The sequence below is a fragment of the Pseudomonas sp. R1-6 genome (assembly GCF_051132115.1).
GTDB lineage: Bacteria > Pseudomonadota > Gammaproteobacteria > Pseudomonadales > Pseudomonadaceae > Aquipseudomonas.
Genome location: NZ_CP071662.1, coordinates 4,668,828 through 4,694,299 on the forward strand (window position 1 = coordinate 4,668,828; position 25,472 = coordinate 4,694,299).

Sequence of the window (25,472 nt, forward strand, 5' to 3'; positions counted from 1 at the left end):
ATCCTGGTTTACGACTGCTGCGCAGCCGAGCGGGAGCAAGCTCCCTCGCCACGACAGCTTAGCGTTACGAACTTGCTGGGTTCGATCAGGCCAACACCGTCCATAATGCGAACCCGGCATACCAGAGCAACGCAGCGCGCAGCAGCAATTCCCAAAGTCGATCCAGGCTGTTGATGCCGTCCGGCCCGGCGACCGGCGTGGGAATCTCGCCGGCGACCAAGCCGACTTTGTCGATGAGGTCGGCGGCGCTGATGTTCCAGTTCAACAGTTCATGCAGCATGACCCGACTGACCGCGACGAAGTTGCCCACCAGGGCGAAGCTCGCCGCCAGCAATCGCACCGGTACCCAGTCGAAGGCGTGGCGCAGTTGCGCTGCACGCTCGGCCACACCCGGGTTTTGGCTGTGCTCGGCGGCCAACGCCAACAATCGATAACTCAGGGCGGCCACCGGTCCCAGCAGGAAGTACCAGAAGATCACCGCGAAAAAACTCTGGTAAGCCTGCCATAGCAAATGCCCCTGGACCCGTTCGAGCAACTGCTCACCGTCATCGGCATCGATGTTCAGGTCACGCTTGGCCACGTGGGTGGCCGCTTGCAGGTCTTCACGTCGCCAGGCATCGCGAAACGGCCCGAGATCAGCCAACAGATCGCCGCGCCCCAGGCTGTAGATCACCACCAACAGGTGAATCGGCAGCGCCAGCAAACCATAGGCCACCGGCTCCAACACCCAGAGTAGCAACGCCAGCAGCGAAACCGGCAGCAGAACCATCACCACCAGCACCAGCCAGGGCCGGTTGCCCCAGCGCGGACTCGCCTCGAGTTTGTTCAGCTCGCCCAGCCAGCCGCCGTCACGCTGGACCCGCTGGCGCAAGGCCGAGAACTTCTCGATCCAGACCGCCAGCAGCAACACCAGAAAACTCATTGTCCTTCCCCTTCTGTCAGGGCCGCGCGGTAGCGCGCCCAGTCGAATGCCGGCCCCGGATCGGTCTTGCGTCCCGGCGCGATGTCGCTGTGCCCGCAGATGCGCTGCACCGTGATCGCCGAAAACGCTTTTTGCAGCTGCCGGGTCAAGTCCACCAAGGCGACATATTGCCCGTCGGTGAACGGCAGGTCATCGGTGCCTTCAAGCTCGATGCCTATGGAAAAATCGTTACACGTCTCCCGCCCTTCGAAACACGAAACACCAGCGTGCCAGGCACGATCAAGACAAGAGACAAACTGGGTCACGGTGCCGTCACGTTCGATTAGAAAATGCGCGGACACGCGCAGGTCCGCGATACCCGCAAAATAGGGATGTTCCGTGACATCCAGGCGATTCTGGAAAAATTCCTGCACTTTGCCCGTGGCGAACTGTGCCGGTGGCAAGCTGATGTTGTGGATGACCAGCAGGGAGATCTCGCCCTCGGGGCGCGCATTGAAGTTGGGCGAAGGGCAATGACGCACGCCATCGCACCAACCGCTCGCGGAGTCCAGCTGCATACAGGTTCCTTCGATGAGACGGTGAAGGCCGTCAGTATGCCGCGATCGGCCCCGGCTGCGCGATCACTTGCCGCGATTGAGCTGGCGCAGGTTGCCCAGCACGGATTCCAGCGCCCTGTCGAACAACAGGGTATCGTCCAGCAACCGCGCCGCCCCACGGCGGAACTCCAAGGCCAGGCTGGTGCGGCTGTGCTCAAGGACCTTGAGGCCGGTACGGTTGACGAAGACATACTTGCCAGTGGCCTGGATAATCGCCGCGAGTTTGCAACGAAGGTTGTTGTCTTCGTCTTCCTGGAACTCGACCCAACTTCCCAGGCGCAGTTGATCGACCTGGAGCAGGCCCACGTCATCGGCAGGCAAGCGTACGGTCGGTTCGTCCGTCGCGGTTACCGGCGCAGCCCGCAGGACGATGGGCTCCACCACCTCGACCAGCACCGGCGAATCCGCCGGCTGTGCCTGCTCCGTTGCCTGGCCCAGTCGTTGGAGAGCCTGGACATGCAGCACTTCCAGTTCGCTGAAGAATTCGCTGGTGGCGAACGGATCGAACGCCGAACGGCTCAAGCCGTCGCGCAGGGCCTTGAGCAGCTCCGGCACCATCGCCAGCAAGCGCAGGCCGGCGTCGGGTTCTTCGTGATGCTGGACGCTCCACACCAACTGCTCGAGGGTCAGCACGTCGGCCTGCCATTCAGCTGATTGCTCGCCATGTTTGAAGCCGGTCAGCAACAACACCTGGCTCCACGCCTGCTGGACGAAATCCACCACAGCCTGGGGCAAGACCTTGCCCAGCATGATGTGGTTCAGCGCCCCTTCGACCCGCTGTCGGGCCAGTTCGGCCTTGGCCCGCCCTTCTTCAGCGTCGCGAATGCGTTGCTCCAGCAGTTCGCTGCGACGACGTTCATCGCTGGTGAACGCCAGGAAGTCCGCCAGCACTTCGGAAAATATCGCCGGGTCGTCGACAAAGTCGTTCAACAAACGCTGCACGACTTGCTCGATGCGCAGGTAAAGACTGTCGCGCTGATGATCGTCGCAATCGCCCCAGCCCATCGCGGCGGCAGCAATTTCGTTGAGCAGCCGGCGGGCCGGATGATTGCCTCGGCTGAAGAAACTCTTGTCCTGTACCGCGACCTTGAGCATCGGAATCTGCAGTCGACCGATCAGCGCCTTGAGGGAGTCCGGCAGGTTCTGGTCGTCGAGAATGAACTCGAACATCATCGCGATCAGGTTGATCACGTCTTCGTCGGCGCCGTCGACGACCCGGGACTTGCCACTCTTGACGCTGACACGCGTCAGCAACTGTTCGAGCTGGCTGCGCAGGTCGAACTCGTCCTGCACCGTGGGCGAGGGAACGTACTGCTGCAAATGAGACAACAATCGCAGCAGGTCCCGTTTCGAAATCGGCTGGGCTGGGGCGCTGGCTTCCAAGGTTGGCGCGACGCTGCCGCGTACCTGCACCAGCAATTTCTGCAACGCGGCGAAGACCTCCTGGACGCTGTCGTCGACGTCATCGGCCCTTGGCCTGGCGGCGCCATCGACGTTGGGTTGGGCGACTTCCTCGACACGATCCGATGCCCGTCGCGACGGTGAGATCTTGAGGTCCGGCAAGACGCCCGTCGCGGCGAGCAATTGATTGGCCTGCGCATAGAACTGGTCGCATTCGCTGAGCACATAACGCTCGAACAGCTTGAGCAGGATCAGCTTGACCTTGATCCCCACGCCCAGGTTGCGTCCAGCCTGAAGGAAATGCCCGCACAATAAACCTGGGCTTAACGGGTTCAACTGGTTCGTCAATGGCCGGTCCAGCAACACACTGAGCCGCGCCGTGAGTTGGTCGAGCGACACGCCGTCGCGGCTGATCACTCGGGCGACCATGGTTTCCACCGCCAGGCGGCGCTCCAGCTCGTCATGGTTTGGCTGGGCCGGTATGGCGCCCACCACGGGTGCCAGGGTCGCCTGGGTAAGGTCGTACTGGGCGAGACTGACAAAAGCCTCGAAAAACTGTTCGATGAATTCACGCTCGATGCTTTTGCGTTTCAAACGCAAGTCGCGCATGGCTTCGAAGTAGAGGTTCTGCTCGAGATCATTGCGCGCCCGGTCGGCCATTTCGAACAGCGTGTCATCGGCGTTATCGAACAAGCCCTGCAGACCCACGCGCAACTGCTGCGCGGCCTTGTCGCGAACCTGGAGCAGAATGACCGGCAGCCGGGCGAGCGGCGAACGATTCGCCTGGTCGGTAGGCACTTTATGCAAAGGCACTACATTCCCGTCGTTATGCATCCTGGACTCCTGAAACGGCATTCTTCGGCTCGCGACGTCAAACTCATGACGTCAAACGAAAGGCGGATTATCCGGTAAAAAGAGCCCGCCACACCAGAGGACTCTGTGAACAGGCTCAAAGAGATCGCAATAAATGACCGGCATTTCGGGTAAATGTTGCGTGGACGCGACCAAATGCAAGCCAACAGGTGCCAAGCGGATATAATCCGGCCACTTTGTTCGTGGAGCCTGTTATGCCGAATCTACATCTCGCCGACCTGACCGCCGAAATCGAAGCCAATGTGCGCCGCGCGCTGTTGGAAGACATCGGCAGCGGCGACATCACCGCGCAACTGATCCCCGCCGAACGCCTGGCCAAGGCCACCATCATCACCCGTGAAGCAGCGATCATCAGCGGCACGGCTTGGGTGGATGCGGTGTTCCGGCAGTTGGACCCACGTGTCGCGGTGCATTGGCAAGTACATGACGGCGACCGCGTGAGCCCTGACCAAGCCCTGTTCCACCTCGAAGGCCCGGCCCGCTCACTGCTGACGGGCGAACGCAGCGCGCTGAATTTCCTGCAGTTGCTATCGGGCGTTGCCACCCGGGCTCGCTACCTGGCCGACTTCGTCGCCGATACCCAGGTCAAGCTGCTGGACACTCGCAAAACGTTGCCTGGGCTACGTCTGGCCCAGAAGTACGCCGTGACCTGCGGTGGCTGTCACAACCACCGCATCGGCCTGTACGACGCGTTCCTGATCAAGGAAAACCACATTGCCGCTTGCGGCGGGATTGCCCAGGCCATCAGCGCCGCCCAGCAGATCGCACCGGGTAAACCGGTGGAAGTCGAAGTCGAAAGCCTGGCGGAATTGAAAGAAGCGCTGGCGGCAGGTGCCGACATCATCATGCTCGACGAACTGAGCCTGGACGACATGCGCGAAGCGGTGCGTCTGAACGGCGGCAAGGCCAAGCTGGAAGCCAGCGGCGGCATCAACGAGAGCACGTTGCGCCCGATTGCCGAGACCGGAGTGGATTACATCTCTATCGGTGCGATGACCAAGGATGTGAAGGCCGTGGATTTGTCGATGCGCTTGAGCCTCTGACAACGAAAAACGCCAGCCTCAAAAGGCTGGCGTTTTCTTCAGACCACCAGATTGTTCATCTCGCAGTATTCATCCCATTCCACACCCAACACCTCGGCAGCCTCCTTGTGCAAGGCAAGGCGCTGCGCCTCGAACTCTTCAGGCGTGCTGGTGTATTTGAGTGTCAACTCCCAAGGCTGCAGCCCCTGGGCTTCGGCCTCGTCTTCGAACGCCCATTGGATCTGGTCTTTCTGATCATCGGCGGGTAGGTCCTTGATCTCATCCCGCAGCTGCGGCGTTTCGTTCAAGTACTTTTCCAGGGCTTCTTGGTGTCTGGCTTCTTGACTCAATTCTTTGACGGTCATGGCGTTCTCGCTGATCTGGGAATGGAAGATGGATCTGGATCATCAAGGATCTCTCTGACGCAGGAAGCCGTTGGAAGCCCGGTTTACCTGGCCTTCAGAACCATTCGGGGGATCATCTGAAAACAAGTGTGACTTTGCCCGAGACAGGAATCGAACCTGCGACCTTCGCGTTACGAGTGCGCTGCTCTACCGACTGAGCTACACGGGCGTGGGGCTAAACCTAGCATTGAGCCAGAGGGCAGGCAACCCGCGGCAAAAATGATTTTTGCGCGCACAGCAAAACGCCCCGAACCAGTCGGGGCGTTTGCTTGTTCAGCGGCTAAGCGAGGGAGTGATTAAACGCCCGATGCCTTGGCTGCCGCGACGTCCTTGATGGACAGCTTGATACGGCCGCGGTTGTCCACGTCCAGTACCAGCACTTCCACTTCCTGGCCTTCTTTCAGGATGTCGGTCACTTTCTCGACACGAGCATCGCTCAGCATGGAGATGTGAACCAGGCCGTCCTTGCCCGGCAGGATGTTGACGAACGCGCCGAAGTCGACGATGCGCTCAACCTTGCCGACGTAGATCTTGCCGATCTCGGCTTCGGCGGTGATGCCCAGGACGCGCTGGCGTGCTGCTTCCGCCGCTTCCTTGGTTTCGCCGAAAATCTTGATCGAACCGTCGTCTTCGATGTCGATCGAGGCCTTGGTTTCTTCACAGATCGCACGGATGGTCGCGCCGCCTTTACCGATGACATCACGGATTTTGTCGGTGTCGATTTTCATCGCGATCATGGTCGGAGCGTTTTCCGACAGCTCGGTGCGGGACTGACCGATGATCTGGTTCATCTGGCCGAGGATGTTCAGGCGCGCTTCCAGGGCTTGGCCCAGGGCGATTTCCATGATCTCTTCGGTGATGCCTTTGATCTTGATGTCCATCTGCAGTGCGGTGACGCCTTTGGCGGTACCGGCCACTTTGAAGTCCATGTCGCCCAGGTGGTCTTCGTCACCCAGGATGTCGGTCAGGACAGCGAACTTCTCGCCTTCTTTAACCAGACCCATGGCGATGCCGGCAACCGGAGCCTTCATCGGCACACCAGCGTCCATCAGGGCCAGGGAAGCGCCGCAGACCGAAGCCATCGAGCTCGAGCCGTTGGATTCGGTGATTTCCGATACCACGCGGATGGTGTACGGGAACACGTCAGCGGCTGGCAGCATGGCCTGGACCGAACGACGGGCCAGACGGCCGTGGCCGATTTCGCGACGACCGGCGCCACCCATGCGACCACACTCGCCCACCGAGAACGGAGGGAAGTTGTAGTGCAGCATGAACGGGTCTTTCTTTTCGCCTTCCAGGGTGTCCAGCAGTTGCGCGTCACGGGCGGTGCCCAGTGTTGCAACGACCAGTGCCTGGGTCTCGCCACGGGTGAACAGTGCCGAACCGTGGGTCTTCGGCAGAACGCCGACTTCGATGTTCAGCGGACGTACGGTGCGGGTGTCGCGACCATCGATACGCGGCTTGCCGTTGACGATGTTTTCGCGAACGGTGCGGTATTCGATTTCACCGAACGCAGCCTTCACGTCGCTGGCCGATGGCTGGCCTTCTTCGCCGGAGAACTTGGCGACGACCTGGTCACGCAGCTCGCCCAGACGCGCATAACGGTCGGCCTTGATGGTGATGGTGTAGGCCTGGGAAATCGCGTCGCCGAACTCGGCACGGATCGCGCCCAGCAGCTCGGTGGCTTCTGGCTGTGGCGCCCAGGTCCAGGTTGGCTTGGCGGCTTCGGCGGCCAGTTCCTTGACGGCGTTGATCACCACTTGGAACTCGTCGTGGGCGAACAGCACGGCGCCCAGCATCTGGTCTTCGGTCAGTTCTTTGGCTTCGGATTCAACCATCAGCACGGCTTCGGAAGTACCGGCCACGACCATGTCCAGGCTCGATGCCTTCAACTGCTCGTAGGTCGGGTTCAGCAGGTAGCCGGTGCTTTCGTGGAAGGCGACGCGGGCAGCGCCGATCGGGCCATCGAAAGGAATGCCGGAGATGGCCAGGGCAGCCGAGGTACCGATCATCGCAGCGATGTCCGGATCGGTCTTCTTGCTGGTGGACACGACGGTGCAGACGACCTGCACTTCGTTCATGAAGCCTTCTGGGAAAAGCGGACGGATCGGACGGTCGATCAGTCGGGAAGTCAGGGTTTCTTTCTCGGAAGGACGGCCTTCGCGCTTGAAGAAACCGCCAGGGATCTTACCGGCTGCGTAAGTCTTTTCCTGGTAGTGGACAGACAGAGGGAAGAAGCCCTTGCCTGGATCGGCTTGCTTGGCGCCGACAACGGTCACCAATACGCTGACGTCGTCGTCAACGGTGACCAGCACTGCGCCGGAGGCCTGACGGGCGATACGGCCGGTCTCGAGGGTAACGGTCGACTGACCGAACTGGAATTTTTTGATTACCGGGTTCACGGTGTCCTACCTTCTTTGTGGCTCTTGGGGGAACTTGTCTTCTTGCGAAATTCTTGGGCAATGACGGGAATCGGCCCGGCGACTGTCCAGGGTAAAACGTGCATCCAGATAAAACTTGAGGCTGGGAGCCTGCCATGCGCCAAAGGGAAACCCCTGACGTACGACAGACCACCAACCTCTAGCGCAATCGCTGATTAGCGACGCAGACCCAGGCGAGCGATCAGAGCGCTGTAACGGCTCACGTCCTTGCCTTTCAGGTAGTCCAGCAGCTTACGGCGCTGGTTTACCATGCGGATCAGACCACGACGGGAGTGGTGATCTTTACCGTTGGCCTTGAAGTGACCTTGCAGTTTGTTGATGTTGGCGGTCAGCAGTGCAACTTGCACTTCTGGCGAACCAGTGTCACCAACAGCTTGCTGGTAGTCAGCTACGATTTGAGCTTTTTCTTGAACGTCGAGAGCCATGAGGCAATCCTTTTAGTCAGGAAACTGTTTCAATGAAACAGCTTCAACAGGCCAGGGACAAATCCCTGTATCTATAAATGAGTAGTGACCGTGCCTGTTAACAGCCACACTCGCCAGCCTGTTGTTACGCAGGCTGGTTCCGGTCATTCCGACCGAATCAATCGACGTGGCGCAATGCGCCCGTCTTCGCTCACTTCACCGATACCGATGAAGCGACCATTGTGATCCTGTACCCGAACCATGCCGAACTTCGGCGCATCCGGGGCACGTACTGGCTGGCCGTTGAGCCAGTAGAACGCACTGTGCTCAGAGAACTGCAGCAGCGGCCAGTCGAGCAAACCGCTGTCCGACGGCATCAGGAAACGGTCGACCGCTTCATTCCCGCCTTCGGCATGCACGGCTTCGAGCTCTTCCAATGTGACCGTCTGGGCCAAGGTGAAAGGCCCGGCCTGGGTCCGTCGCAATTCTGCCACGTACGCGCCACAGCCGAGTTGCTCGCCGATATCCTCCACCAGGGTACGGATATAGGTGCCTTTGCTGCAATCCACGGCTAGCCGTGCAGTATTACCGTCAAAGGCCAGCAATTCCAAGCGCGCAATAGTAACAGAACGCGGTTCACGCTCCACTACTTCACCTGCACGGGCCAGTTTGTACAACGGCTGTCCATCGCGCTTGAGGGCAGAGTACATCGGCGGTATCTGACTGATTTGCCCGCGAAATTTCGGCAAGACCGCCTCGATATCCGTCTGACCAACGGTCACCGGGCGTTCCAGCAAAACCTCACCTTCGGCGTCCGCCGTGGTGGTGGTCTTGCCCAACTGCGCCAGGGTTTCATAACCCTTGTCGGAATCGAGCAGGTACTGGGAGAACTTGGTCGCCTCGCCGAAACACAGGGGCAGCACGCCAGTAGCCAGCGGATCGAGACTACCGGTGTGGCCAGCCTTCTCGGCGTTGAGCAACCAGCGAACCTTCTGCAGGGCTGCGTTGGAGGTGAATCCCAACGGTTTGTCGAGCAGGATGATACCGCTGACGTTACGACGGATACGTTTGACCTGAGCCACCGGTTACTCCTTGGTGTCTTCGGGTTCAGCCGCAGCCGGGTGCTGGCTGTCTTCAGCCACGGCGCGCTCGATCAGCGCTGACAGATGCGCGCCTCGCACGACGCTTTCGTCGTAGTGGAAGTGCAACTGCGGAACGCTGCGCAGCTTCATCTCCCGGGCCAACTGCATGCGCAGGAAGCCGGCGGCCGAGTTGAGCACCTTGATGCTCTGGGCGATTTCTTCGGCGCTGTCCTGGCCCATCACGGTGATGAAAATCTTGGCATGACCGACGTCACGGCTGACTTCCACTGCGGTAATGGTGACCAGGCCGACGCGCGGGTCCTTGACTTCGCGACGGATCAGTTGGGCCAGCTCGCGCTGCATCTGATCGCCGATTCGTTGGGTACGGCTGTATTCTTTTGCCATGTCTTGTTACCTGTTACTGCCCCACGGTGAAACCCGCGAGGTCTGAAAGCGGCAAACGCCCGGCCTGGCAAAAGCCAGACCGGGCGTTGCGTTTAGAGTCCGCCTGCACGGCAGCGCATGTTCATGCGGCTGCCCGATGCGGCTCTTGAAGTGCGCGAGTCAGAGGCTGCGAGCAACCTGGACCTTCTCGAAGACTTCGATCTTGTCGCCAACCTTGACGTCGTTGTAGCTCTTGACGCCAATACCGCACTCCATGCCGGCACGCACTTCGGAAGCGTCATCCTTGAAGCGGCGCAGGGATTCCAGCTCGCCTTCGAAGATAACGATGTCTTCACGCAATACACGGATAGGACGGTTACGGTGAACGACACCTTCGATCACCATGCAACCGGCGATCGCACCGAACTTCGGCGAACGGAACACATCGCGAACTTCGGCCACGCCCAGGATGTTCTCCCGCACGTCGCTGCCCAACATACCGGTCAACGCTTTCTTGACGTCTTCGATGATGTCGTAGATCACGTTGTAGTAACGCATGTCCAGGCCTTCCTGCTCGACGATCTTGCGAGCACCGGCATCGGCACGCACGTTGAAGCCAAACAGTACAGCGTTGGAGGCGAGTGCCAGGTTGGCGTCGGATTCGGTGATACCACCGACACCGCCACCGACCACGCGCACTTGCACTTCGTCGTTACCCAGGCCGTTCAGAGCGCCCTGCAAAGCTTCCAGCGAGCCACGGACGTCGGATTTGAGGACGATGTTGAGCGTCTTCTTCTCTTCCTGGCCCATGTTCTCGAAGATGTTCTCCAGCTTGCCGGCGTGAGCACGGGCCAGCTTGACTTCGCGGAACTTGCCTTGACGGAACAGCGCGACTTCACGGGCTTTCTTCTCGTCAGCCACAACGCTCATTTCGTCGCCAGCGTCCGGAGTACCGTCCAGGCCGAGGATCTCGACCGGGATAGCCGGACCGGCTTCCTTGATTGGCTTGCCGTTCTCGTCGAGCATGGCGCGCACGCGGCCATAGTTCGAACCGACCAGCACCATGTCGCCTTGGCGCAGGGTACCGTCCTGGACGAGTACGGTCGCCACCGGGCCGCGGCCCTTGTCGAGGCGCGATTCAACCACCACGCCACGGCCTGGAGCCGAAGGCGTAGCGGTCAATTCCAGAACCTCGGCCTGCAACAGGACGGCTTCGAGCAGTTCGTCGACGCCAGTACCCATCTTCGCGGAAACCGGGACGAATGGAGTGTCGCCACCCCACTCTTCAGAGGTCACGCCGTGAACCGACAGTTCGCTGCGGATGCGATCGAGATCAGCGCCCGGCTTGTCGATCTTGTTCACTGCAACCACCAGCGGCACGCCAGCTGCCTGGGCATGCTGAACAGCTTCGATGGTTTGCGGCATGACGCCGTCGTCCGCCGCGACCACCAGGATCACGATGTCGGTGGCCTTGGCACCACGGGCACGCATCGCGGTAAACGCGGCGTGACCCGGGGTGTCGAGGAACGTCACCATGCCGCGGTCGGTTTCAACGTGGTAGGCGCCGATGTGCTGGGTAATACCGCCAGCCTCGCCCGCCGCAACCTTGGCGCGACGAATGTAGTCGAGCAGCGACGTCTTACCATGGTCAACGTGACCCATGACGGTCACGACCGGCGCACGGGCGACCGCTTCGCCTTCGAACTTCAGCGACTCGGCCAGGGAATCTTCCAGGGCGGTGTCGCTGACCAGGGTCACTTTGTGGCCCAGTTCTTCGGCGACCAGCTGGGCAGTTTCCTGATCCAGTACCTGGTTGATGGTGGCCGGGGTACCCAGCTTGAACATGAACTTGATGATTTCAGCAGCCTTGACCGACATCTGCTGGGCCAGGTCGCCCACAGTGATGGTCTCGCCGATCTTCACTTCGCGCACGACAGGGCCGGTAGGGCTCTGGAAACCGTGGGCGTTGCGTTTCTTCAGCTTGGCCTTGCCGCGACCGCCGCGACGGAAGCCATCGCTTTCTTCGTCGGTAGTACGAGGCGCAACGCGTGGAGCCGGCGCCTTTTCCTTGACCGAAGCACGATGAGGAGCATTCTTGCGCTCGCCATCGTTACCGCCACGACGGTTGTCGTCGGCACGTGGCTTGTCGGGACGACGCTGCTCATCGCGCTTGCGAGTGTCGGCCGGAGCCGGCGCTGGTGCCGCGACCGGTGCGGCTTCACGCACAGGCTCGGCTACCGGGGCCGCAGCCTCGACAGCTTCGACTGGAGCGGGTTGCGCAGCAGCAGGCTGGCGACGCGCTTCTTCTTCAGCGCGACGCTTGGCTTCTTCTTCAGCCTTCTGGCGAGCAGCATTTTCCACTGCACGACGTTCTTCCAGTTCGCGTTTGCGCTCGGCTTCGATTTCTTCCGGGCTGCGCTGTACGAAGACTTTCTTCTTGCGTACTTCAACGCTGATGCTTTTGCTACCGGCAACACGCAGGGTGCTGGTGGTTTTACGCTGCAGTGTGATCTTGCGCGGTTCTTCCACTTTCGCCTTGTGACTGCTCTTCAAGTGAGTCAGCAGGGACTGCTTCTCACTGTCGGTCACATGTTCCTCGGCGGCGGTGTGCGGCAGACCTGCCTCACGCATCTGCTGCAACAGGCGCTCTACCGGTGTTTTGACCTCATCGGCCAGTTGTTTCACCGTGACTTGCGTCATGCACTTCTCTCCTCAGGCCGCGCCTAATTACTCGAACCAGTGGGCTCGGGCGGCCATGATCAACTTGCCGGCACGATCATCGTCAATGCCGTCGATGTCGAGCAGGTCGTCAATAGACTGCTCGGCCAGGTCTTCGCGGGTAATTACGCCGCGCACCGCCAGTTCCATCGCCAAATCCTTGTCCATGCCCTCAAGCGAGAGCAGGTCTTCGGCCGGATGGGCGTCTGCCAGCTTTTCCTCAGTAGCGATGGCTTTGGTCAACAAACGATCCTTGGCCCGAGCGCGAAGCTCGTTGACGATTTCCTCGTCAAAGCCGTCGATGTTGAGCATTTCTTCCACCGGTACGTAGGCAATCTCTTCCAGGCTGGTAAAGCCCTCATCCACCAGCACCTGCGCCAGCTCTTCATCGACTTCAAGCTCTTCGATGAAGTTGCGCAGGATGTCGCCGGTTTCAGCTTGCTGCTTAGCCTGGATGTCCGATTCGGTCATCACGTTCAGGGTCCAGCCAGTCAATTGGCTGGCCAGACGCACGTTCTGACCACCGCGACCGATGGCCTGAGCGAGATTGTCTGCGCCAACGGCGATGTCCATGGCGTGGGCATCTTCGTCGACGATAATTGCCGCCACTTCAGCAGGCGACATGGCATTGATCACGAACTGAGCCGGGTTGTCGTCCCAGAGGACGATGTCCACACGCTCGCCGCCCAACTCGCCGGATACGGCCTGGACACGCGAACCACGCATGCCGATGCAGGCACCTTGCGGGTCGATGCGCTTGTCCTTGGAGCGGACCGCGATCTTGGCGCGCGAACCCGGATCACGGGACGCGGCCATGACTTCGATCAGACCTTCAGCAATTTCCGGCACTTCGATGCGGAACAGCTCGATCAGCATTTCCGGCGCGGTACGCGACAGGATCAGCTGCGGGCCCCGGTTCTCGGTGCGGATTTCCTTGAGCAGCGCGCGCAAACGCACGCCGACCCGGAAGGTTTCGCGAGAAATGATGTCTTCACGGGCCAGCAACGCTTCGGCGTTGTTGCCCAGGTCGACGATCACGTTGTCGCGTGTCACTTTTTTCACGGTGCCGGAGATGATTTCTCCCAGGCGCTCGCGATAAGCGTCAACAACTTGTGCGCGCTCGGCTTCGCGAACTTTCTGCACAATGACCTGCTTGGCAGTCTGTGCAGCGATGCGACCGAACTCGATGGATTCGATTTTTTCTTCGACGACATCGCCGACCTTGGCGCCCGGGTGCGTTTCCGCGACCTTGCTCGGCCAGGTTTCGATAGCCGGATCGTCCAGGTCCTCTTCCTCGACTACCGTCCAGCGACGGAAAGTCTCGTAGGCACCGGTGTGGCGATTGATTTCCACACGCAGATCAACTTCGTCTTCGAACCGCTTCTTGGTAGCAGTGGCCAGGGCCAGCTCCAGCGCTTCAAAAATAACGTTAGCCGGTACGCCCTTTTCATTGGATACCGACTCAACAACCAGCAGTACTTCTTTGCTCATCGTACGCCTCGCCTTTCGCAAGCCATTGGATCCGCGGGATCCGCAGTATCTGGCACGTATCAGTCAAAACTGGGAATAATGTTGGCCTTGTCGATCATATCGATCGGCAACAGGAATTCGTGTTCGTCTACTTGAACCACGACGTCCTGCTCTTCTACACCGCGTAGAAGGCCTTGGAAGTTGCGTCGACCTTCGAAAGGCGAGCGCAGCCTGATTTTCACTTGTTCACCGGCAAACAAAGCGAACTGCTCAAGGGTGAACAGAGGGCGCTCCATGCCAGGCGAGGAAACTTCAAGGGTGTATTCGGATGTGATTGGATCTTCAACATCCAGCACACCGCTGATCTGACGGCTGACAATGGCGCAATCGTCCACCAGCACACCGCCTTCTTTATCAATATAAACGCGCAACATTGAGTGGCGACCTTGAGCCGAAAACTCAATACCCCAGCATTCATAGCCTAGGGCCACGACCACCGGGGCCAACAAGGCCTGCAACTCTTCTAGCTTGCTCGACACCTGAACCCCCTCGTGCATGTAGTGCATGCTGTGCAAAATAAAAAATGGGCGAAACGCCCATCCTTGAAACGCCGTTGAACAGCGGCGTTGTAAAGTGTCCAGCTAACAAAAAGCCCCTTGGAAGGGGCCCTGAAACTGGTTGCGGGAGCCGGATTTGAACCGACGACCTTCGGGTTATGAGCCCGACGAGCTACCAGGCTGCTCCATCCCGCGACAAAGCTGGGGCGGAAGTATACGACCGATCCCTTATAGGGTCAATGTAACCCTTCCACCTACAAGAAAGCCCGCAATAGCGGGCTCTCCTGATAATTGGTACCGAGAAGGGGACTCGAACCCCTACACCCTATGGGCACAACCACCTCAAGGTTGCGTGTCTACCAATTCCACCACCTCGGCAATACAGCGTTTGAAACTTTCTTACTTCTGCTCTTGAGCTGGAGGCACGTCAGTCGCCGAGTTGGCCGACTTTTGCTCTTGAAGCACCGGGACATCATCAGAAACCGGTTGTTGCTTTGGCGCTTCCAACACCGCTGGGTTTGGCAAACCTACCTGAGTCAGCTCATGAGCCTTCTCTTTAGCAAAGTAACCTAACCCTAAGCTGGTTATGAAGAAACCGGCGGCGAGTATAGCAGTAAACTTACTAAGAAAGGTAGAGGAACCTTGGCTTCCGAATACAGTATTTGAAGCACCTGCACCAAAAGACGCACCAGCATCCGCACCTTTACCCTGCTGCAGCAATACGAGAGCGACAACACCCAGCGCGCCCAGCAGATGAAAAACGACTACGACTGTTTCCAGCATTTTTTCAGTTTCCCGCGGCGCGACAGATCGCACCGAACTCATCTGCATTCAGGGACGCTCCACCAATGAGCCCCCCATCGATATCCGGCATGCCGAACAGTTCGACCGCATTGGCCGCCTTCACGCTGCCGCCGTATAGAAGCCGCACACCTCGTGCCACTTCAGAATTTTCTGCCGCCAGCTGCGCGCGGATGGCGGCGTGCACATCCTGCGCCTGCTGCGGCGAAGCCGTCAGTCCGGTGCCAATGGCCCAGACAGGCTCGTAAGCGATGACCGCCTTGGCAAAGGCTCCGACACCCAGGTCCTCGATAATGCTACCCAGTTGGCGCCCTACCACTTCAAGCGTCTGCCCGGATTCACGCTGTTCCAGAGTCTCCCCTACGCACAGCACCGGAACAAGGCCACAGGCCTGGGCCGCAGCAAACTTGCGGATCAGGGCTTTATCCTGCTCGCCCATGATCATGCGGCGCTCGGAGTGCCCTACCAGAACCAGCGAACAACCTGCATCAACGAGCTGGCTCGGTGCAATCTCACCGGTCAACGCGCCTTGCATCGATTCCACCGCAGAGTTCTGCGCACCGATCGAAATCGACTTACCTTTCAAGCCATCAACCACTTGGTTGATATACAGGCAAGGCGGGAATACCGCGACATCAACACCGCTTGGCAAGGCCAGACTACGAAGGCCTTTGATCAGCTCAGCGACGCTGGCGCGGGTACCGTGCATCTTCCAGTTACCAGCTACCATAGGGCGACGCATGCTGTACCTCGTCGGTCAAAGTGGGCGCAGATGTTACCCAACCGTTTCATGACTGGCAAGCCGAATTCAGGCAGAAACTTCAGTAACGACTTTTGCCAACTCTTCGGCATAACCACGGACCTGTGCTTCATCCTCGCCTTCGACCATTACACGCACCAAAGGCTCTGTCCCTGACTTGCGCAACAATACCCTTCCGCGCCCAGCCATCGCCTGGGTCACTCGCTCGCTGGCTTGCTTGACCATCGTGTGTTCGAGTGGATTCACACCGCCACCGAAACGTACGTTGATCAATACCTGCGGACACTTGCGCAACGCCTGGCGCGACTGGGCGAGCCCTTCGTTGCGCGCCTTGAGCGCCATCAGCACCTGCAACGCGGCAATGATCGCATCACCGGTGGTGGTATGGTCGAAGCAAACGATGTGTCCCGAGTTCTCGCCACCAATCACCCAACTGCGCTCCAGCAGCTCGGAAATAACGTAGCGGTCGCCCACATTGGCGCGCACGAAGGGAATATCCAGGTCAGCCAGGGCCAGCTCAAGTCCGAGGTTGCTCATCAATGTCCCGACAACACCACCTTGCAGCTTGCCCCGACCGTGCAAATCACGAGCAATAATGAACAGCAGCTCATCACCGTCGACAACCGTACCGGTGTGGTCGACCATCAGCACTCGGTCGCCATCACCGTCAAAGGCGATACCGAGATCCGCATGCTCAGCCAGTACAGCCGCCTGCAATGCCTCGGTGTGGGTCGAACCGCAGTTATGGTTGATGTTCAGCCCGTTAGGCTGGGCTGAAAGCACCACCACCTCGGCGCCCAGCTCTCGAAAAACGCTCGGTGCGACTTTGTAGGTTGCTCCATGGGCACAATCGACAACGATCTTCAGCCCCGAAAAACTGGTACCGGTTGGAACACTGCCTTTGCAGAATTCGATGTAGCGGCCCGATGCGTCGTTGATCCGGGATACCTTGCCGATCTTGCTCGACTCGACCACCGTCATGGGCGCGTCCAGCAACTCTTCAATCATCAGTTCGATTTCGTCCGGCAGCTTGGTGCCCTTGCCGGAGAAGAATTTAATGCCGTTGTCGTCATGAGGGTTATGCGACGCACTGATCACAATGCCAGCCTGCGCCTGGAATGTACGCGTCAGGTAGGCGATGGCAGGTGTAGGCATCGGCCCGAGCAGCATGACATCGGCACCAGCGGAGGTCAGGCCGGCCTCAAGGGCCGATTCGAACATGTAGCCGGATATGCGCGTGTCCTTTCCGACCAGGACCTTGCAGGCCCCCATCTTTCGGAACGCCATGCCGGCAGCCCAGCCAAGCTTGAGCATGAAATCGGGGGTAATGGGGTATTCGCCGACCCGACCACGGATACCGTCGGTGCCAAAGTATTTTTTGCTCATAAGTGCTCCATCATTCTTATTCGGCTGAATCCACCGCGGCGATCATCCGCACGACATCCATTGTTTCGATCACATCATGCACCCGTAATATACGCGCGCCTTTCGTAATGGCCAGGGCCGCCAGGGCGAGACCTCCATAGAGGCGCTCTCCTACCGGACGCCCCAGGGCGTTGCCTATCATGCTCTTTCGCGAAACCCCAACCAACAAGGGTCGCCCAAGGGCATGCAAGGCTTCCATATGTTTGAACAGGCTTAGATTGTGGGCCACTGTCTTCGCAAAACCGAATCCAGGGTCAAGGATAATGCGCTCGGCGGGAATGCCCACGGCAGCGCACTGGTTCATGCGCTCCGCCAGGAACTCGCCCACCTCCTTGGTCACGTCGTCATAATGCGGGTCGTCCTGCATGGTTCCAGGCTCGCCCAGCATATGCATCAGACAAACCGGCAGGCCCGTGGCGGCGGCCGCATCCAGAGCGCCATCTCGACGCAAGGAGCGAACATCGTTGATAAGCCCCGCCCCCAAGCGCGCCGCCTCCCGCATGACTGCCGGCGTGGACGTATCGACTGAGATGACGACATCGAGCTCGCGATGGATGCGCTCGACAATCGGCGCCACTCGCTCCAGCTCTTCCGTAGGCGAAACCGCCCGCGCACCGGGACGAGTGGACTCTCCGCCAACATCGATCAACGTCGCGCCAGCGCAGACCATGGCCTGCGCATGTCGCAACGCAGCGTCAAGCTGACTGAAGCGCCCACCATCGGAAAAGGAATCAGGAGTGACATTGAGGATGCCCATGACATGCACATGGGCCAAATCAAGAACCCGGTTGCCGCAAGGCAACCGGGTCGAGGACTGAACAGAAGTCATTTCAAGCCTTAAACGTCGGCAGCCGGGCCGCCGATGGGTGTTTCCGGGCGCTCGCCCTGCACCGCCGGAGGCGTACCTGAGGCACCCGTGCCACCGGACCAATCCCGAGGCTCACGTGGCGTGCGGCCTGCCATGATGTCGTCGATCTGCTCGGCATCGATGGTTTCATATTTCATCAAGGCATCAGCCATCGCATCCAGCTTGTCGCGATTGTCCGTGAGGATCTGCTTCGCCGTGCCGTAGCAGTGGTCGATGATGCTGCGAACTTCAGTGTCAATCAGCTTGGCAGTCTCACCGGAGAAGCTAGCATGTTGACCACCGCCACCGCGGCCAAGGAACACTTCGCCTTCTTCCTCGGCATACATCAGCGGCCCGAGCTTCTCGGACAAGCCCCACTTGGTCACCATGTTTCGCGCAATCTGGCTGGCACGCATGATGTCGTTTGACGCACCAGTCGTCACGCCATCGAAACCCAACGTCATCTCTTCAGCGATACGACCGCCGTACAGCGAACATATCTGGCTGATCAAGGCACGCTTGGAGAGGCTGTAGCGGTCTTCTTCCGGCAGGAACATCGTCACACCCAGCGCGCGACCGCGCGGGATGATCGAAACCTTGTAAACCGGATCATGCTCAGGCACCACTCGACCGACGATAGCGTGACCCGCTTCGTGGTAAGCCGTGTTCTGCTTTTCTTTTTCCGACATGACCATCGATTTGCGCTCGGCGCCCATCATGATCTTGTCCTTGGCCAATTCGAACTCTTTCATTTCAACGACGCGCTTGCCGGAACGGGCCGCGAACAACGACGCTTCGTTTACCAGGTTCGCCAGATCCGCACCGGAGAAACCCGGCGTACCGCGGGCGATGACCGCTGGAGCGACATCGTCACCCATTGGCACCTTGCGCATGTGGACCTTCAGGATCTGCTCGCGACCGCGGATGTCTGGCAGCCCCACCACGACTTGGCGGTCGAAACGACCTGGACGCAACAGCGCGGGGTCAAGCACGTCAGGACGGTTGGTGGCGGCAATCACGATGATGCCGTCGTTCATTTCAAATCCGTCCATCTCCACCAGCAACTGGTTGAGGGTTTGCTCACGTTCGTCGTGACCACCACCCATACCAGCACCACGGTGACGACCGACCGCGTCGATTTCGTCGATGAAGATGATGCACGGGGCGTGTTTCTTGGCTTGTTCGAACATGTCACGAACACGGCTGGCGCCCACGCCGACGAACATTTCGACAAAGTCGGAGCCGGAAATCGTGAAGAACGGTACTTTCGCTTCGCCGGCAATCGCCTTGGCCAACAGCGTTTTACCTGTACCCGGCGGGCCAACCATCAGCACACCACGTGGGATGCGGCCACCCAGGCGTTGGAATTTGCCCGGATCGCGCAGGAACTCGACCAGCTCACCCACTTCTTCCTTCGCCTCATCGCAACCCGCGACGTCGGCAAGGGTGGTCTTGACCTGATCTTCGGACAACAGCCGAGCCTTGCTCTTGCCGAAGCTCATCGGCCCGCCCTTGCCTCCGGCTCCACCCTGCATCTGGCGCATGAAGAACATGAACACCGCAATGATCACAAGGATAGGGAAGCTGGCGACCAGAAGCTGGGTCCAGATGCTTTGCTGCTCGGGCTGCTTGCCTTCGATCACGACATGATTGTCCACCAGGTCGCCGATCAGGCCGTTGTCCTGGATAGCCGGACGAATGGTCTTGAAAGTGTCGCCGTCGGCGCGCTTGCCGGTAATCACATAGCCATCAACGGCTACGCGCTCGACCTTGCCTTCCTTGACCTGCTGGAGGAAGTCGGAATAGTTGAGGGTCTGCGGCTCGTTAGGGCTGGAGAAGTTGTTCATCACGGTCACAAGGACAGCAGCGATGATCAACCACAGGATCAGATTCTTTGCCATATCGTTCAATTAACTACCCTCTGAAGCAAGCTCCGCTACTGGCGCGCGCTTCGCATGATATTCACCGGCCTAACTTACTACATTACCTGCGACTTGGCAGGCGCCGTCTGTAACCCTTTGTGAAACTTTGACTCGCGTAATTTTCGTTACCTGCCATTTTCAAGGCGAGACAAAAAAAACTATCGCCCCTGATCAAAGACGCTCATCACTGGCAGCGCCTTCAATCCCGCGGAACCCACGCGCCAGCAGGTACTGCTCGCGAGAACGGTCACGGGACGACAACGGCTTGCGCATCTGCACTTTGTCGAACAGCTTGCGGATACCCTTATGGTACTCATCGAAGCCCTCACCCTGGAAAACCTTGATCAGGAAATCACCACCCGGACGCAGAACCCGCCCAGCCAGATCCAGGGCCAGCTCGCTCAGAAACATCGCACGAGGCATGTCGACAGCCGCTAATCCACTCATATTGGGGGCCATATCGGAAATCACAAGGTCGACTTCGGTATTTCCGACGGCCTCCAGGATTTTCGCCAACACCGCGTCTTCCGTGAAGTCGCCCTGGATGAAGGTGACATCGGGGATGCCGTCCATTTCCAGGATATCGGAAGCGATCAGCCGCCCCTGGCCGCCAATCAGACGACTGGTTACTTGCGACCAGCCTCCCGGCGCTGCGCCGAGATCGATCACGGTCATGCCAGGACGAATCAGGCGATCTTTTTCCTGGATCTCCAGCAATTTATAGCTGGCGCGCGAACGATAGCCGTCTTTTTGCGCCATTTTGACGTAAGGGTCGTTGAAATGTTCTTTGAGCCAGTTCTGGCTAGTCTTGGAACGGGCCACGGGCCACCTCTAAAAAATAAATCGCGTCGTGATTAACTGGGCGGTCCCGGACTCGCTCGGGTAAACTGGCCGCCGCTTTTTACAAGATCAGACGCAGGGGTCAGATTATGCCGCTCACTCAAGAGCAGAAGAAACAATACAAATCCATTGGCCACCATCTGAAACCGGTTTTGACTGTGGCTGACAACGGTTTGACTGAGGGTGTGCTCGCCGAACTGGAACGCGCCTTGGGCGATCACGAGCTGATCAAGATCAAGCTCAACATCCTCGACCGCGAAGCCCGCCTGGCTGCCGTTGCCGAACTGTGTAAAGTCGGAAAGGCAGACCTCGTGCAGGTCATCGGCAAGATGGCGCTGATTTACCGCAAGAACTTCAGCGTCAACAAGCAATTGTCGAACGTTCACCGCTTCAAGTGATACCAAAGGGTCAAGGGTGTGCTTCGCACACCCTGCCGCTCCAGCCGGGAACCGGTTGCAACACTAGCACCAATCCGGAAAAGCCCAGTATCAGATAACTGAATACCTGCCACTGCGTTGCACTTGGCCAACCGAGACGCACCGCCAGGAACATCCCGCATGCGTACAACGACATGAGCAGCAATTGCCCACGAATGTCGCGCCATAGACTGACAAAACCCTCAGCCTGAACCAACACCAGTGCCTGAAACAGCACGCACGCTGCGGAAAATCCCACCAGCAGCGCCGTCAGCATGCTCGCGATTTCATCGATAAGCAGCGGCGCCAGGCCAATTTTGCCCAGTACCGGCAGCAGACCGATGTGCAGCAACCAGACGCCGCCCACCCACAACATCTGGGCGAGCTGCCAGATCATGGCGCCCGCTCGCAGCGGGCGCCTTCGTTCAGATATGACGGACTTCGACAATCTCATACTCGATGACACCGCCAGGCGTCTTCACGGCAACCACGTCACCCTCTTCCTTGGCAATCAAGGCACGGGCGATAGGGGAACCGACTGAAATCTTGCCGAGCTTGATGTCCGCCTCGTCCTCGCCAACGATCTGGTAAGTGACGCTTTCATCAGTCTCGACGTTGGCGATTTCCACGGTGGTGCCGAAAATCACTTTGCCAGTGTGCGGGATCGTGGTGACATCGATAATCACCGCGTTCTGCATACGGCCTTCGATGTCACGGATACGCGCCTCGACCATGCCCTGCTCTTCACGGGCAGCGTGGTATTCGGCGTTTTCCTTCAGGTCGCCCAGCTCACGGGCCTCACCGATGGCCTGGCTCAAGCGAGGACGCTCGACCTTGGTCAGGTGAGCGTGCTCTTCTTCCAGGGCGCGAGCGCCCTGAACGGTCATGGGGTACTTGGTTATGCTCATGCCTTCAATCCTGCATGTAGATCCTGCAAGCGACGTACGGTCTTCTCAGGGCCGAACTTGAGCGCTTCGCAGATCGCTTCGCCGGCAGCAATGGTCGTGGTGCAGTAGATCTTATGCTGCAGCGCATTGCGACGAATGGAATAGGAATCAGCGATCGACTGGCGACCTTCGGTGGTGTTGATGATCAGCGTGACTTCGTCATTTTTGATCATGTCGACCACGTGCGGACGGCCCTCGGTCACCTTGTTCACGCGGCGCACTTTCAGGCCTGCTGCTTCGATCAGCTTGGCAGTACCGGCAGTGGCGACCACTTCGAAGCCCAAGTTGATCAGATCACGGGCCACGCCTGCAACCAGTGGCTTGTCGTCATCACGCACGCTGATGAACGCCGTGCCACCCGTCGGCAACACTTCGCTGGCGCCCATCTGGGCCTTGGCGAAAGCCTCACCGAAAGTATCGCCCACGCCCATGACTTCACCGGTGGATTTCATTTCCGGGCCGAGGATCGGGTCAACACCCGGGAACTTGGCGAACGGGAACACCGCTTCTTTCACGCTGTAGAAGTTCGGGATGATTTCCTTGGTAAAGCCCAGCTCTTGCAGGGTTTTGCCAGCCATGACCCGTGCAGCGATCATTGCCAGGGAAACACCGATGCACTTGGAAACGAACGGCACGGTCCGGGAAGCGCGCGGGTTGACTTCGATGACATAGATGTCTTCGCCCTGCAGGGCCAGTTGCACGTTCATCAGGCCGATGACGCCCAGCTCCAAGGCCATTTTCTTGACCTGTTCGCGCATCTCGTCCTGGATGTGCGCCGGCAGCGAGTAAGGTGGCAACGAGCAAGCGGAGTCACCGGAGTGAACACCGGCCTGTTCGATGTGCTGCATGATCGCGCCGATCACCACATCCTTGCCGTCGCTGACCGCATCCACGTCCATCTCGATGGCGCAGTTGAGGAAGTGGTCAAGCAATACCGGGCTGTCGTTGGACACCTGGACCGCTTCGCGCAGGTAACGCTTGAGTTCGTCTTCTTGGTAGACGATTTCCATCGCGCGACCGCCCAGTACATAGGACGGACGAACAACCAACGGGTAGCCGATCTTCGCGGCGGCGCGAATGGCTTCGTCTTCGCTGCGCACGGTGGCGTTTGGCGGCTGGCGCAGGTTCAGGCGCTCGACCATCTGCTGGAAGCGCTCGCGGTCTTCCGCGCGGTCGATGGCATCCGGGCTGGTACCGATGATCGGCACGCCAGCGGCTTCAAGGGCGCGAGCCAGTTTCAGCGGGGTCTGGCCGCCGTACTGGACGATCACGCCCTTTGGCTTCTCGACGCGGACGATTTCCAGCACGTCTTCCAGGGTGACAGGCTCGAAGTACAGACGATCGGACGTGTCGTAATCAGTGGACACGGTTTCCGGGTTGCAGTTGACCATGATGGTCTCGTAACCGTCGTCGCGCAGGGCCAGTGCCGCGTGTACACAGCAGTAGTCGAATTCAATGCCCTGGCCGATCCGGTTGGGGCCGCCACCCAGGATCATGATCTTGTCACGGCTCGACGGCGCGGCTTCGCACTCTTCTTCGTACGTGGAGTACAGGTAGGCGGTATCGGTGGCGAACTCAGCGGCGCAGGTGTCGACGCGCTTGTAGACCGGGAAAACCTCCAGCTTGTGACGATGGGCGCGAAGGCTCTTGTCGGTCACGCCCAGCAACTTGGCGAGGCGCTGGTCGGAGAAGCCTTTGCGTTTGAGGCGCAGCATCGTGTCGCGGTCAATGCTGGACATGCCCAGGGTCTTGACCTTCTCTTCTTCCTTGATCAGATCTTCGATCTGCACCAGGAACCAAGGATCGATCATGTTCATGCCGAAAATCTGTTCGACCGTCATGCCGGCGCGGAAGGCATCGGCCACGTACCAGATACGCTCGGCGCCCGGCACGGTCAGCTCGCGCTTGAGCTCGCTCATGCTTTCCGGGTTGCTCAGGTCCAGCTTCGGATCGAGGCCGCAAACACCCACTTCCAGGCCGCGAAGGGCTTTCTGCAGGGATTCCTGGAAGGTCCGGCCGATGGCCATGACTTCACCGACCGACTTCATCTGAGTGGTCAGGCGAGCGTCAGCCTTGGCGAACTTCTCGAAGGCGAAGCGTGGCAGCTTGGTCACGACGTAGTCGATGGACGGCTCGAAGGACGCCGGTGTCTTGCCGCCGGTGATGTCGTTCGACAGCTCGTCCAGGGTGTAGCCCACGGCTAGCTTGGCGGCGACCTTGGCGATCGGGAAACCGGTGGCCTTGGAGGCCAACGCCGAGGAACGGGACACCCGCGGGTTCATCTCGATGACCACCATGCGACCAGTGTTCGGGCAGATGCCGAACTGGACGTTGGAACCGCCGGTTTCCACGCCGATCTCGCGCAATACCGCCAGGGAGGCGTTACGCAGGATCTGGTATTCCTTGTCCGTCAGGGTCTGGGCCGGCGCAACGGTGATCGAGTCACCGGTGTGCACACCCATCGGGTCGAAGTTCTCGATGGAGCAGACGATGATGCAGTTGTCCTTTTTGTCACGGACAACTTCCATTTCATATTCTTTCCAACCGATCAGGGATTCGTCGATCAGCAATTCCTTGGTCGGCGACAAATCAAGACCACGGGCGCAGATTTCTTCGAATTCTTCACGGTTGTAGGCGATGCCACCACCGGTGCCGCCCATGGTGAAGGACGGACGGATGATGCACGGGAAACCAAGGCGCTCCAGGACCGCGTTGGCTTCTTCCATGCTGTGGGCGATACCCGAGCGCGGACAGTCCAGGCCGATGGATTTCATCGCCTTGTCGAAACGCGAACGGTCCTCGGCCTTGTCGATGGTGTCGGCGTTGGCGCCGATCATTTCCACACCGAATTTCTCCAGGACGCCTTCGCGCTCCAGCTCAAGGGCGCAGTTCAGCGCGGTCTGGCCGCCCATGGTAGGCAGCAGAGCGTCCGGGCGCTCCTTCTCGATGATCTTGGCAACGGTTTGCCATTTGATCGGTTCGATGTAGGTGGCGTCAGCCATGGCCGGGTCGGTCATGATGGTGGCCGGGTTGGAGTTCACCAGGATGACGCGATAGCCCTCTTCGCGCAGGGCTTTGCAGGCCTGGGCGCCGGAGTAGTCGAATTCGCACGCCTGGCCGATCACGATCGGGCCAGCGCCGAGAATCAGGATGCTTTTTATGTCTGTACGTTTTGGCATGGGTTTGTCACTCAAATCCGCAGGTCAGTCGGCTAGGCCGTCGAACAATCTTTGAAGCGCC

At 59.3% G+C, this 25,472-nt stretch carries 22 protein-coding genes and 3 tRNA genes; 2 read left to right on the plus strand and 23 right to left on the minus strand.

The features are described from left to right. Positions 1-85 precede the first annotated feature (85 nt). The 3 genes from ampE to J3P81_RS21090 form a co-directional block, all read right to left on the minus strand. Positions 86-922 carry a regulatory signaling modulator protein AmpE gene (ampE, locus tag J3P81_RS21080; RefSeq protein WP_434560711.1) on the minus strand — a complete coding sequence of 279 codons (837 nt, stop codon included), beginning with the start codon at positions 920-922 and terminating at the stop codon, positions 86-88. Beyond that, complete coding sequence (gene ampD / locus J3P81_RS21085; protein ID WP_434560713.1) at positions 919-1,479, minus strand: 1,6-anhydro-N-acetylmuramyl-L-alanine amidase AmpD; 561 nt, start codon at positions 1,477-1,479, stop codon at positions 919-921. Before ampD ends, ampE begins: the two co-directional genes overlap by 4 nt. Positions 1,480-1,542: 63 nt before the next feature. After that, on the minus strand, positions 1,543-3,753 hold the full coding sequence (locus J3P81_RS21090; RefSeq protein ID WP_420765569.1) for a DUF1631 domain-containing protein: 2,211 nt from the start codon (positions 3,751-3,753) through the stop codon (positions 1,543-1,545). A 233-nt stretch (positions 3,754-3,986) separates the two neighbouring features. Here J3P81_RS21090 and nadC point away from each other — a divergent pair, with 233 nt between their 5' ends. After that, positions 3,987-4,835 carry a carboxylating nicotinate-nucleotide diphosphorylase gene (gene nadC / locus J3P81_RS21095; RefSeq protein ID WP_420765570.1) on the plus strand — a complete coding sequence of 283 codons (849 nt, stop codon included), beginning with the start codon at positions 3,987-3,989 and terminating at the stop codon, positions 4,833-4,835. A 38-nt stretch (positions 4,836-4,873) separates the two neighbouring features. Here the strand turns inward: nadC and J3P81_RS21100 are convergent, their stop codons facing one another. From J3P81_RS21100 to rlmE, 17 genes are all read right to left on the minus strand, one after another. Further along, the gene (locus J3P81_RS21100) at positions 4,874-5,179 is read right to left on the minus strand and encodes a DUF6388 family protein (RefSeq protein ID WP_420765571.1); all 306 of its coding nucleotides are present in this window, start codon (positions 5,177-5,179) and stop codon (positions 4,874-4,876) included. Positions 5,180-5,314: 135 nt separating this feature from the next. After that, positions 5,315-5,387: transfer RNA gene (locus J3P81_RS21105), tRNA-Thr, on the minus strand. Positions 5,388-5,514: 127 nt separating this feature from the next. Then, a complete protein-coding gene (gene pnp, locus J3P81_RS21110; protein WP_420765572.1) occupies positions 5,515-7,620 on the minus strand; it encodes a polyribonucleotide nucleotidyltransferase in 2,106 nt (701 codons plus the stop codon). A gap of 194 nt (positions 7,621-7,814) precedes the next feature. Continuing rightward, the gene (gene rpsO / locus J3P81_RS21115; RefSeq protein WP_011332409.1) at positions 7,815-8,084 is read right to left on the minus strand and encodes a 30S ribosomal protein S15; all 270 of its coding nucleotides are present in this window, start codon (positions 8,082-8,084) and stop codon (positions 7,815-7,817) included. A gap of 143 nt (positions 8,085-8,227) precedes the next feature. Then, complete coding sequence (gene truB, locus J3P81_RS21120; protein WP_420765573.1) at positions 8,228-9,145, minus strand: tRNA pseudouridine(55) synthase TruB; 918 nt, start codon at positions 9,143-9,145, stop codon at positions 8,228-8,230. 3 nt (positions 9,146-9,148) lie between these two features. Next, entirely contained in the window at positions 9,149-9,550 is a 402-nt protein-coding gene (rbfA, locus tag J3P81_RS21125; RefSeq protein WP_181287552.1) for a 30S ribosome-binding factor RbfA, read from the minus strand. A gap of 159 nt (positions 9,551-9,709) precedes the next feature. Further along, positions 9,710-12,229 (minus strand): translation initiation factor IF-2, encoded by a 2,520-nt coding sequence (gene infB / locus J3P81_RS21130; protein WP_434560715.1) that lies wholly within the window; start codon positions 12,227-12,229, stop codon positions 9,710-9,712. Between the two features lie 27 nt (positions 12,230-12,256). Then, positions 12,257-13,738, minus strand: coding sequence for a transcription termination factor NusA (nusA, locus tag J3P81_RS21135; RefSeq protein ID WP_420765576.1), 1,482 nt, complete (start codon positions 13,736-13,738; stop codon positions 12,257-12,259). A 59-nt stretch (positions 13,739-13,797) separates the two neighbouring features. Beyond that, on the minus strand, positions 13,798-14,256 hold the full coding sequence (gene rimP / locus J3P81_RS21140; protein ID WP_420765577.1) for a ribosome maturation factor RimP: 459 nt from the start codon (positions 14,254-14,256) through the stop codon (positions 13,798-13,800). A 136-nt stretch (positions 14,257-14,392) separates the two neighbouring features. Beyond that, positions 14,393-14,469, minus strand: a tRNA-Met gene (locus J3P81_RS21145). Between the two features lie 97 nt (positions 14,470-14,566). Next, positions 14,567-14,652 (minus strand) — tRNA-Leu (locus J3P81_RS21150). A gap of 21 nt (positions 14,653-14,673) precedes the next feature. Then, positions 14,674-15,057 (minus strand): preprotein translocase subunit SecG, encoded by a 384-nt coding sequence (gene secG / locus J3P81_RS21155; protein ID WP_420765658.1) that lies wholly within the window; start codon positions 15,055-15,057, stop codon positions 14,674-14,676. A gap of 4 nt (positions 15,058-15,061) precedes the next feature. Next, positions 15,062-15,817, minus strand: coding sequence for a triose-phosphate isomerase (tpiA, locus tag J3P81_RS21160; RefSeq protein WP_420765578.1), 756 nt, complete (start codon positions 15,815-15,817; stop codon positions 15,062-15,064). A 66-nt stretch (positions 15,818-15,883) separates the two neighbouring features. Further along, on the minus strand, positions 15,884-17,221 hold the full coding sequence (glmM, locus tag J3P81_RS21165; protein WP_434560717.1) for a phosphoglucosamine mutase: 1,338 nt from the start codon (positions 17,219-17,221) through the stop codon (positions 15,884-15,886). Between the two features lie 16 nt (positions 17,222-17,237). Beyond that, positions 17,238-18,089: a dihydropteroate synthase gene (gene folP / locus J3P81_RS21170; RefSeq protein WP_420765580.1), complete on the minus strand. Its 852-nt coding sequence runs from the start codon at positions 18,087-18,089 to the stop codon at positions 17,238-17,240. Positions 18,090-18,097: 8 nt separating this feature from the next. Next, positions 18,098-20,008 carry an ATP-dependent zinc metalloprotease FtsH gene (gene ftsH / locus J3P81_RS21175; RefSeq protein ID WP_420765581.1) on the minus strand — a complete coding sequence of 637 codons (1,911 nt, stop codon included), beginning with the start codon at positions 20,006-20,008 and terminating at the stop codon, positions 18,098-18,100. 192 nt (positions 20,009-20,200) lie between these two features. Next, the gene (gene rlmE, locus J3P81_RS21180; protein WP_039592319.1) at positions 20,201-20,851 is read right to left on the minus strand and encodes a 23S rRNA (uridine(2552)-2'-O)-methyltransferase RlmE; all 651 of its coding nucleotides are present in this window, start codon (positions 20,849-20,851) and stop codon (positions 20,201-20,203) included. 107 nt (positions 20,852-20,958) lie between these two features. Between rlmE and J3P81_RS21185 the strand changes: the two genes are divergently transcribed. Beyond that, positions 20,959-21,267: a YhbY family RNA-binding protein gene (locus J3P81_RS21185; RefSeq protein ID WP_181287543.1), complete on the plus strand. Its 309-nt coding sequence runs from the start codon at positions 20,959-20,961 to the stop codon at positions 21,265-21,267. Positions 21,268-21,277: 10 nt separating this feature from the next. Here J3P81_RS21185 and J3P81_RS21190 read toward each other — a convergent pair whose 3' ends face one another. Genes J3P81_RS21190 through carB form a run of 3 tightly spaced genes read right to left on the minus strand, consistent with a single transcriptional unit; the run spans position 21,278 to position 25,411 of the window. After that, entirely contained in the window at positions 21,278-21,682 is a 405-nt protein-coding gene (locus J3P81_RS21190; RefSeq protein ID WP_420765582.1) for an MFS transporter, read from the minus strand. A 28-nt stretch (positions 21,683-21,710) separates the two neighbouring features. After that, positions 21,711-22,187, minus strand: a complete 477-nt coding sequence (greA, locus tag J3P81_RS21195) for a transcription elongation factor GreA (RefSeq protein ID WP_420765659.1) — start codon at positions 22,185-22,187, stop codon at positions 21,711-21,713. Positions 22,188-22,189: 2 nt separating this feature from the next. Then, the gene (carB, locus tag J3P81_RS21200) at positions 22,190-25,411 is read right to left on the minus strand and encodes a carbamoyl-phosphate synthase large subunit (RefSeq protein WP_420765583.1); all 3,222 of its coding nucleotides are present in this window, start codon (positions 25,409-25,411) and stop codon (positions 22,190-22,192) included. Positions 25,412-25,472 lie beyond the last annotated feature (61 nt).

Coding starts and splice junctions, on each gene's coding strand:
- infB (WP_434560715.1), bottom strand. CDS start 12,229: ATGACGCAAGTCACGGTGAAACAACTGGCCGATGAGGTCAAAACACCG.
- J3P81_RS21090 (WP_420765569.1), bottom strand. CDS start 3,753: ATGCATAACGACGGGAATGTAGTGCCTTTGCATAAAGTGCCTACCGAC.
- carB (WP_420765583.1), bottom strand. CDS start 25,411: ATGCCAAAACGTACAGACATAAAAAGCATCCTGATTCTCGGCGCTGGC.
- rbfA (WP_181287552.1), bottom strand. CDS start 9,550: ATGGCAAAAGAATACAGCCGTACCCAACGAATCGGCGATCAGATGCAG.
- J3P81_RS21190 (WP_420765582.1), bottom strand. CDS start 21,682: ATGATCTGGCAGCTCGCCCAGATGTTGTGGGTGGGCGGCGTCTGGTTG.
- ampE (WP_434560711.1), bottom strand. CDS start 922: ATGAGTTTTCTGGTGTTGCTGCTGGCGGTCTGGATCGAGAAGTTCTCG.
- ampD (WP_434560713.1), bottom strand. CDS start 1,479: ATGCAGCTGGACTCCGCGAGCGGTTGGTGCGATGGCGTGCGTCATTGC.
- rpsO (WP_011332409.1), bottom strand. CDS start 8,084: ATGGCTCTCGACGTTCAAGAAAAAGCTCAAATCGTAGCTGACTACCAG.
- nusA (WP_420765576.1), bottom strand. CDS start 13,738: ATGAGCAAAGAAGTACTGCTGGTTGTTGAGTCGGTATCCAATGAAAAG.
- glmM (WP_434560717.1), bottom strand. CDS start 17,221: ATGAGCAAAAAATACTTTGGCACCGACGGTATCCGTGGTCGGGTCGGC.
- folP (WP_420765580.1), bottom strand. CDS start 18,089: ATGACTTCTGTTCAGTCCTCGACCCGGTTGCCTTGCGGCAACCGGGTT.
- secG (WP_420765658.1), bottom strand. CDS start 15,057: ATGCTGGAAACAGTCGTAGTCGTTTTTCATCTGCTGGGCGCGCTGGGT.
- nadC (WP_420765570.1), top strand. CDS start 3,987: ATGCCGAATCTACATCTCGCCGACCTGACCGCCGAAATCGAAGCCAAT.
- ftsH (WP_420765581.1), bottom strand. CDS start 20,008: ATGGCAAAGAATCTGATCCTGTGGTTGATCATCGCTGCTGTCCTTGTG.
- J3P81_RS21185 (WP_181287543.1), top strand. CDS start 20,959: ATGCCGCTCACTCAAGAGCAGAAGAAACAATACAAATCCATTGGCCAC.
- J3P81_RS21100 (WP_420765571.1), bottom strand. CDS start 5,179: ATGACCGTCAAAGAATTGAGTCAAGAAGCCAGACACCAAGAAGCCCTG.
- tpiA (WP_420765578.1), bottom strand. CDS start 15,817: ATGCGTCGCCCTATGGTAGCTGGTAACTGGAAGATGCACGGTACCCGC.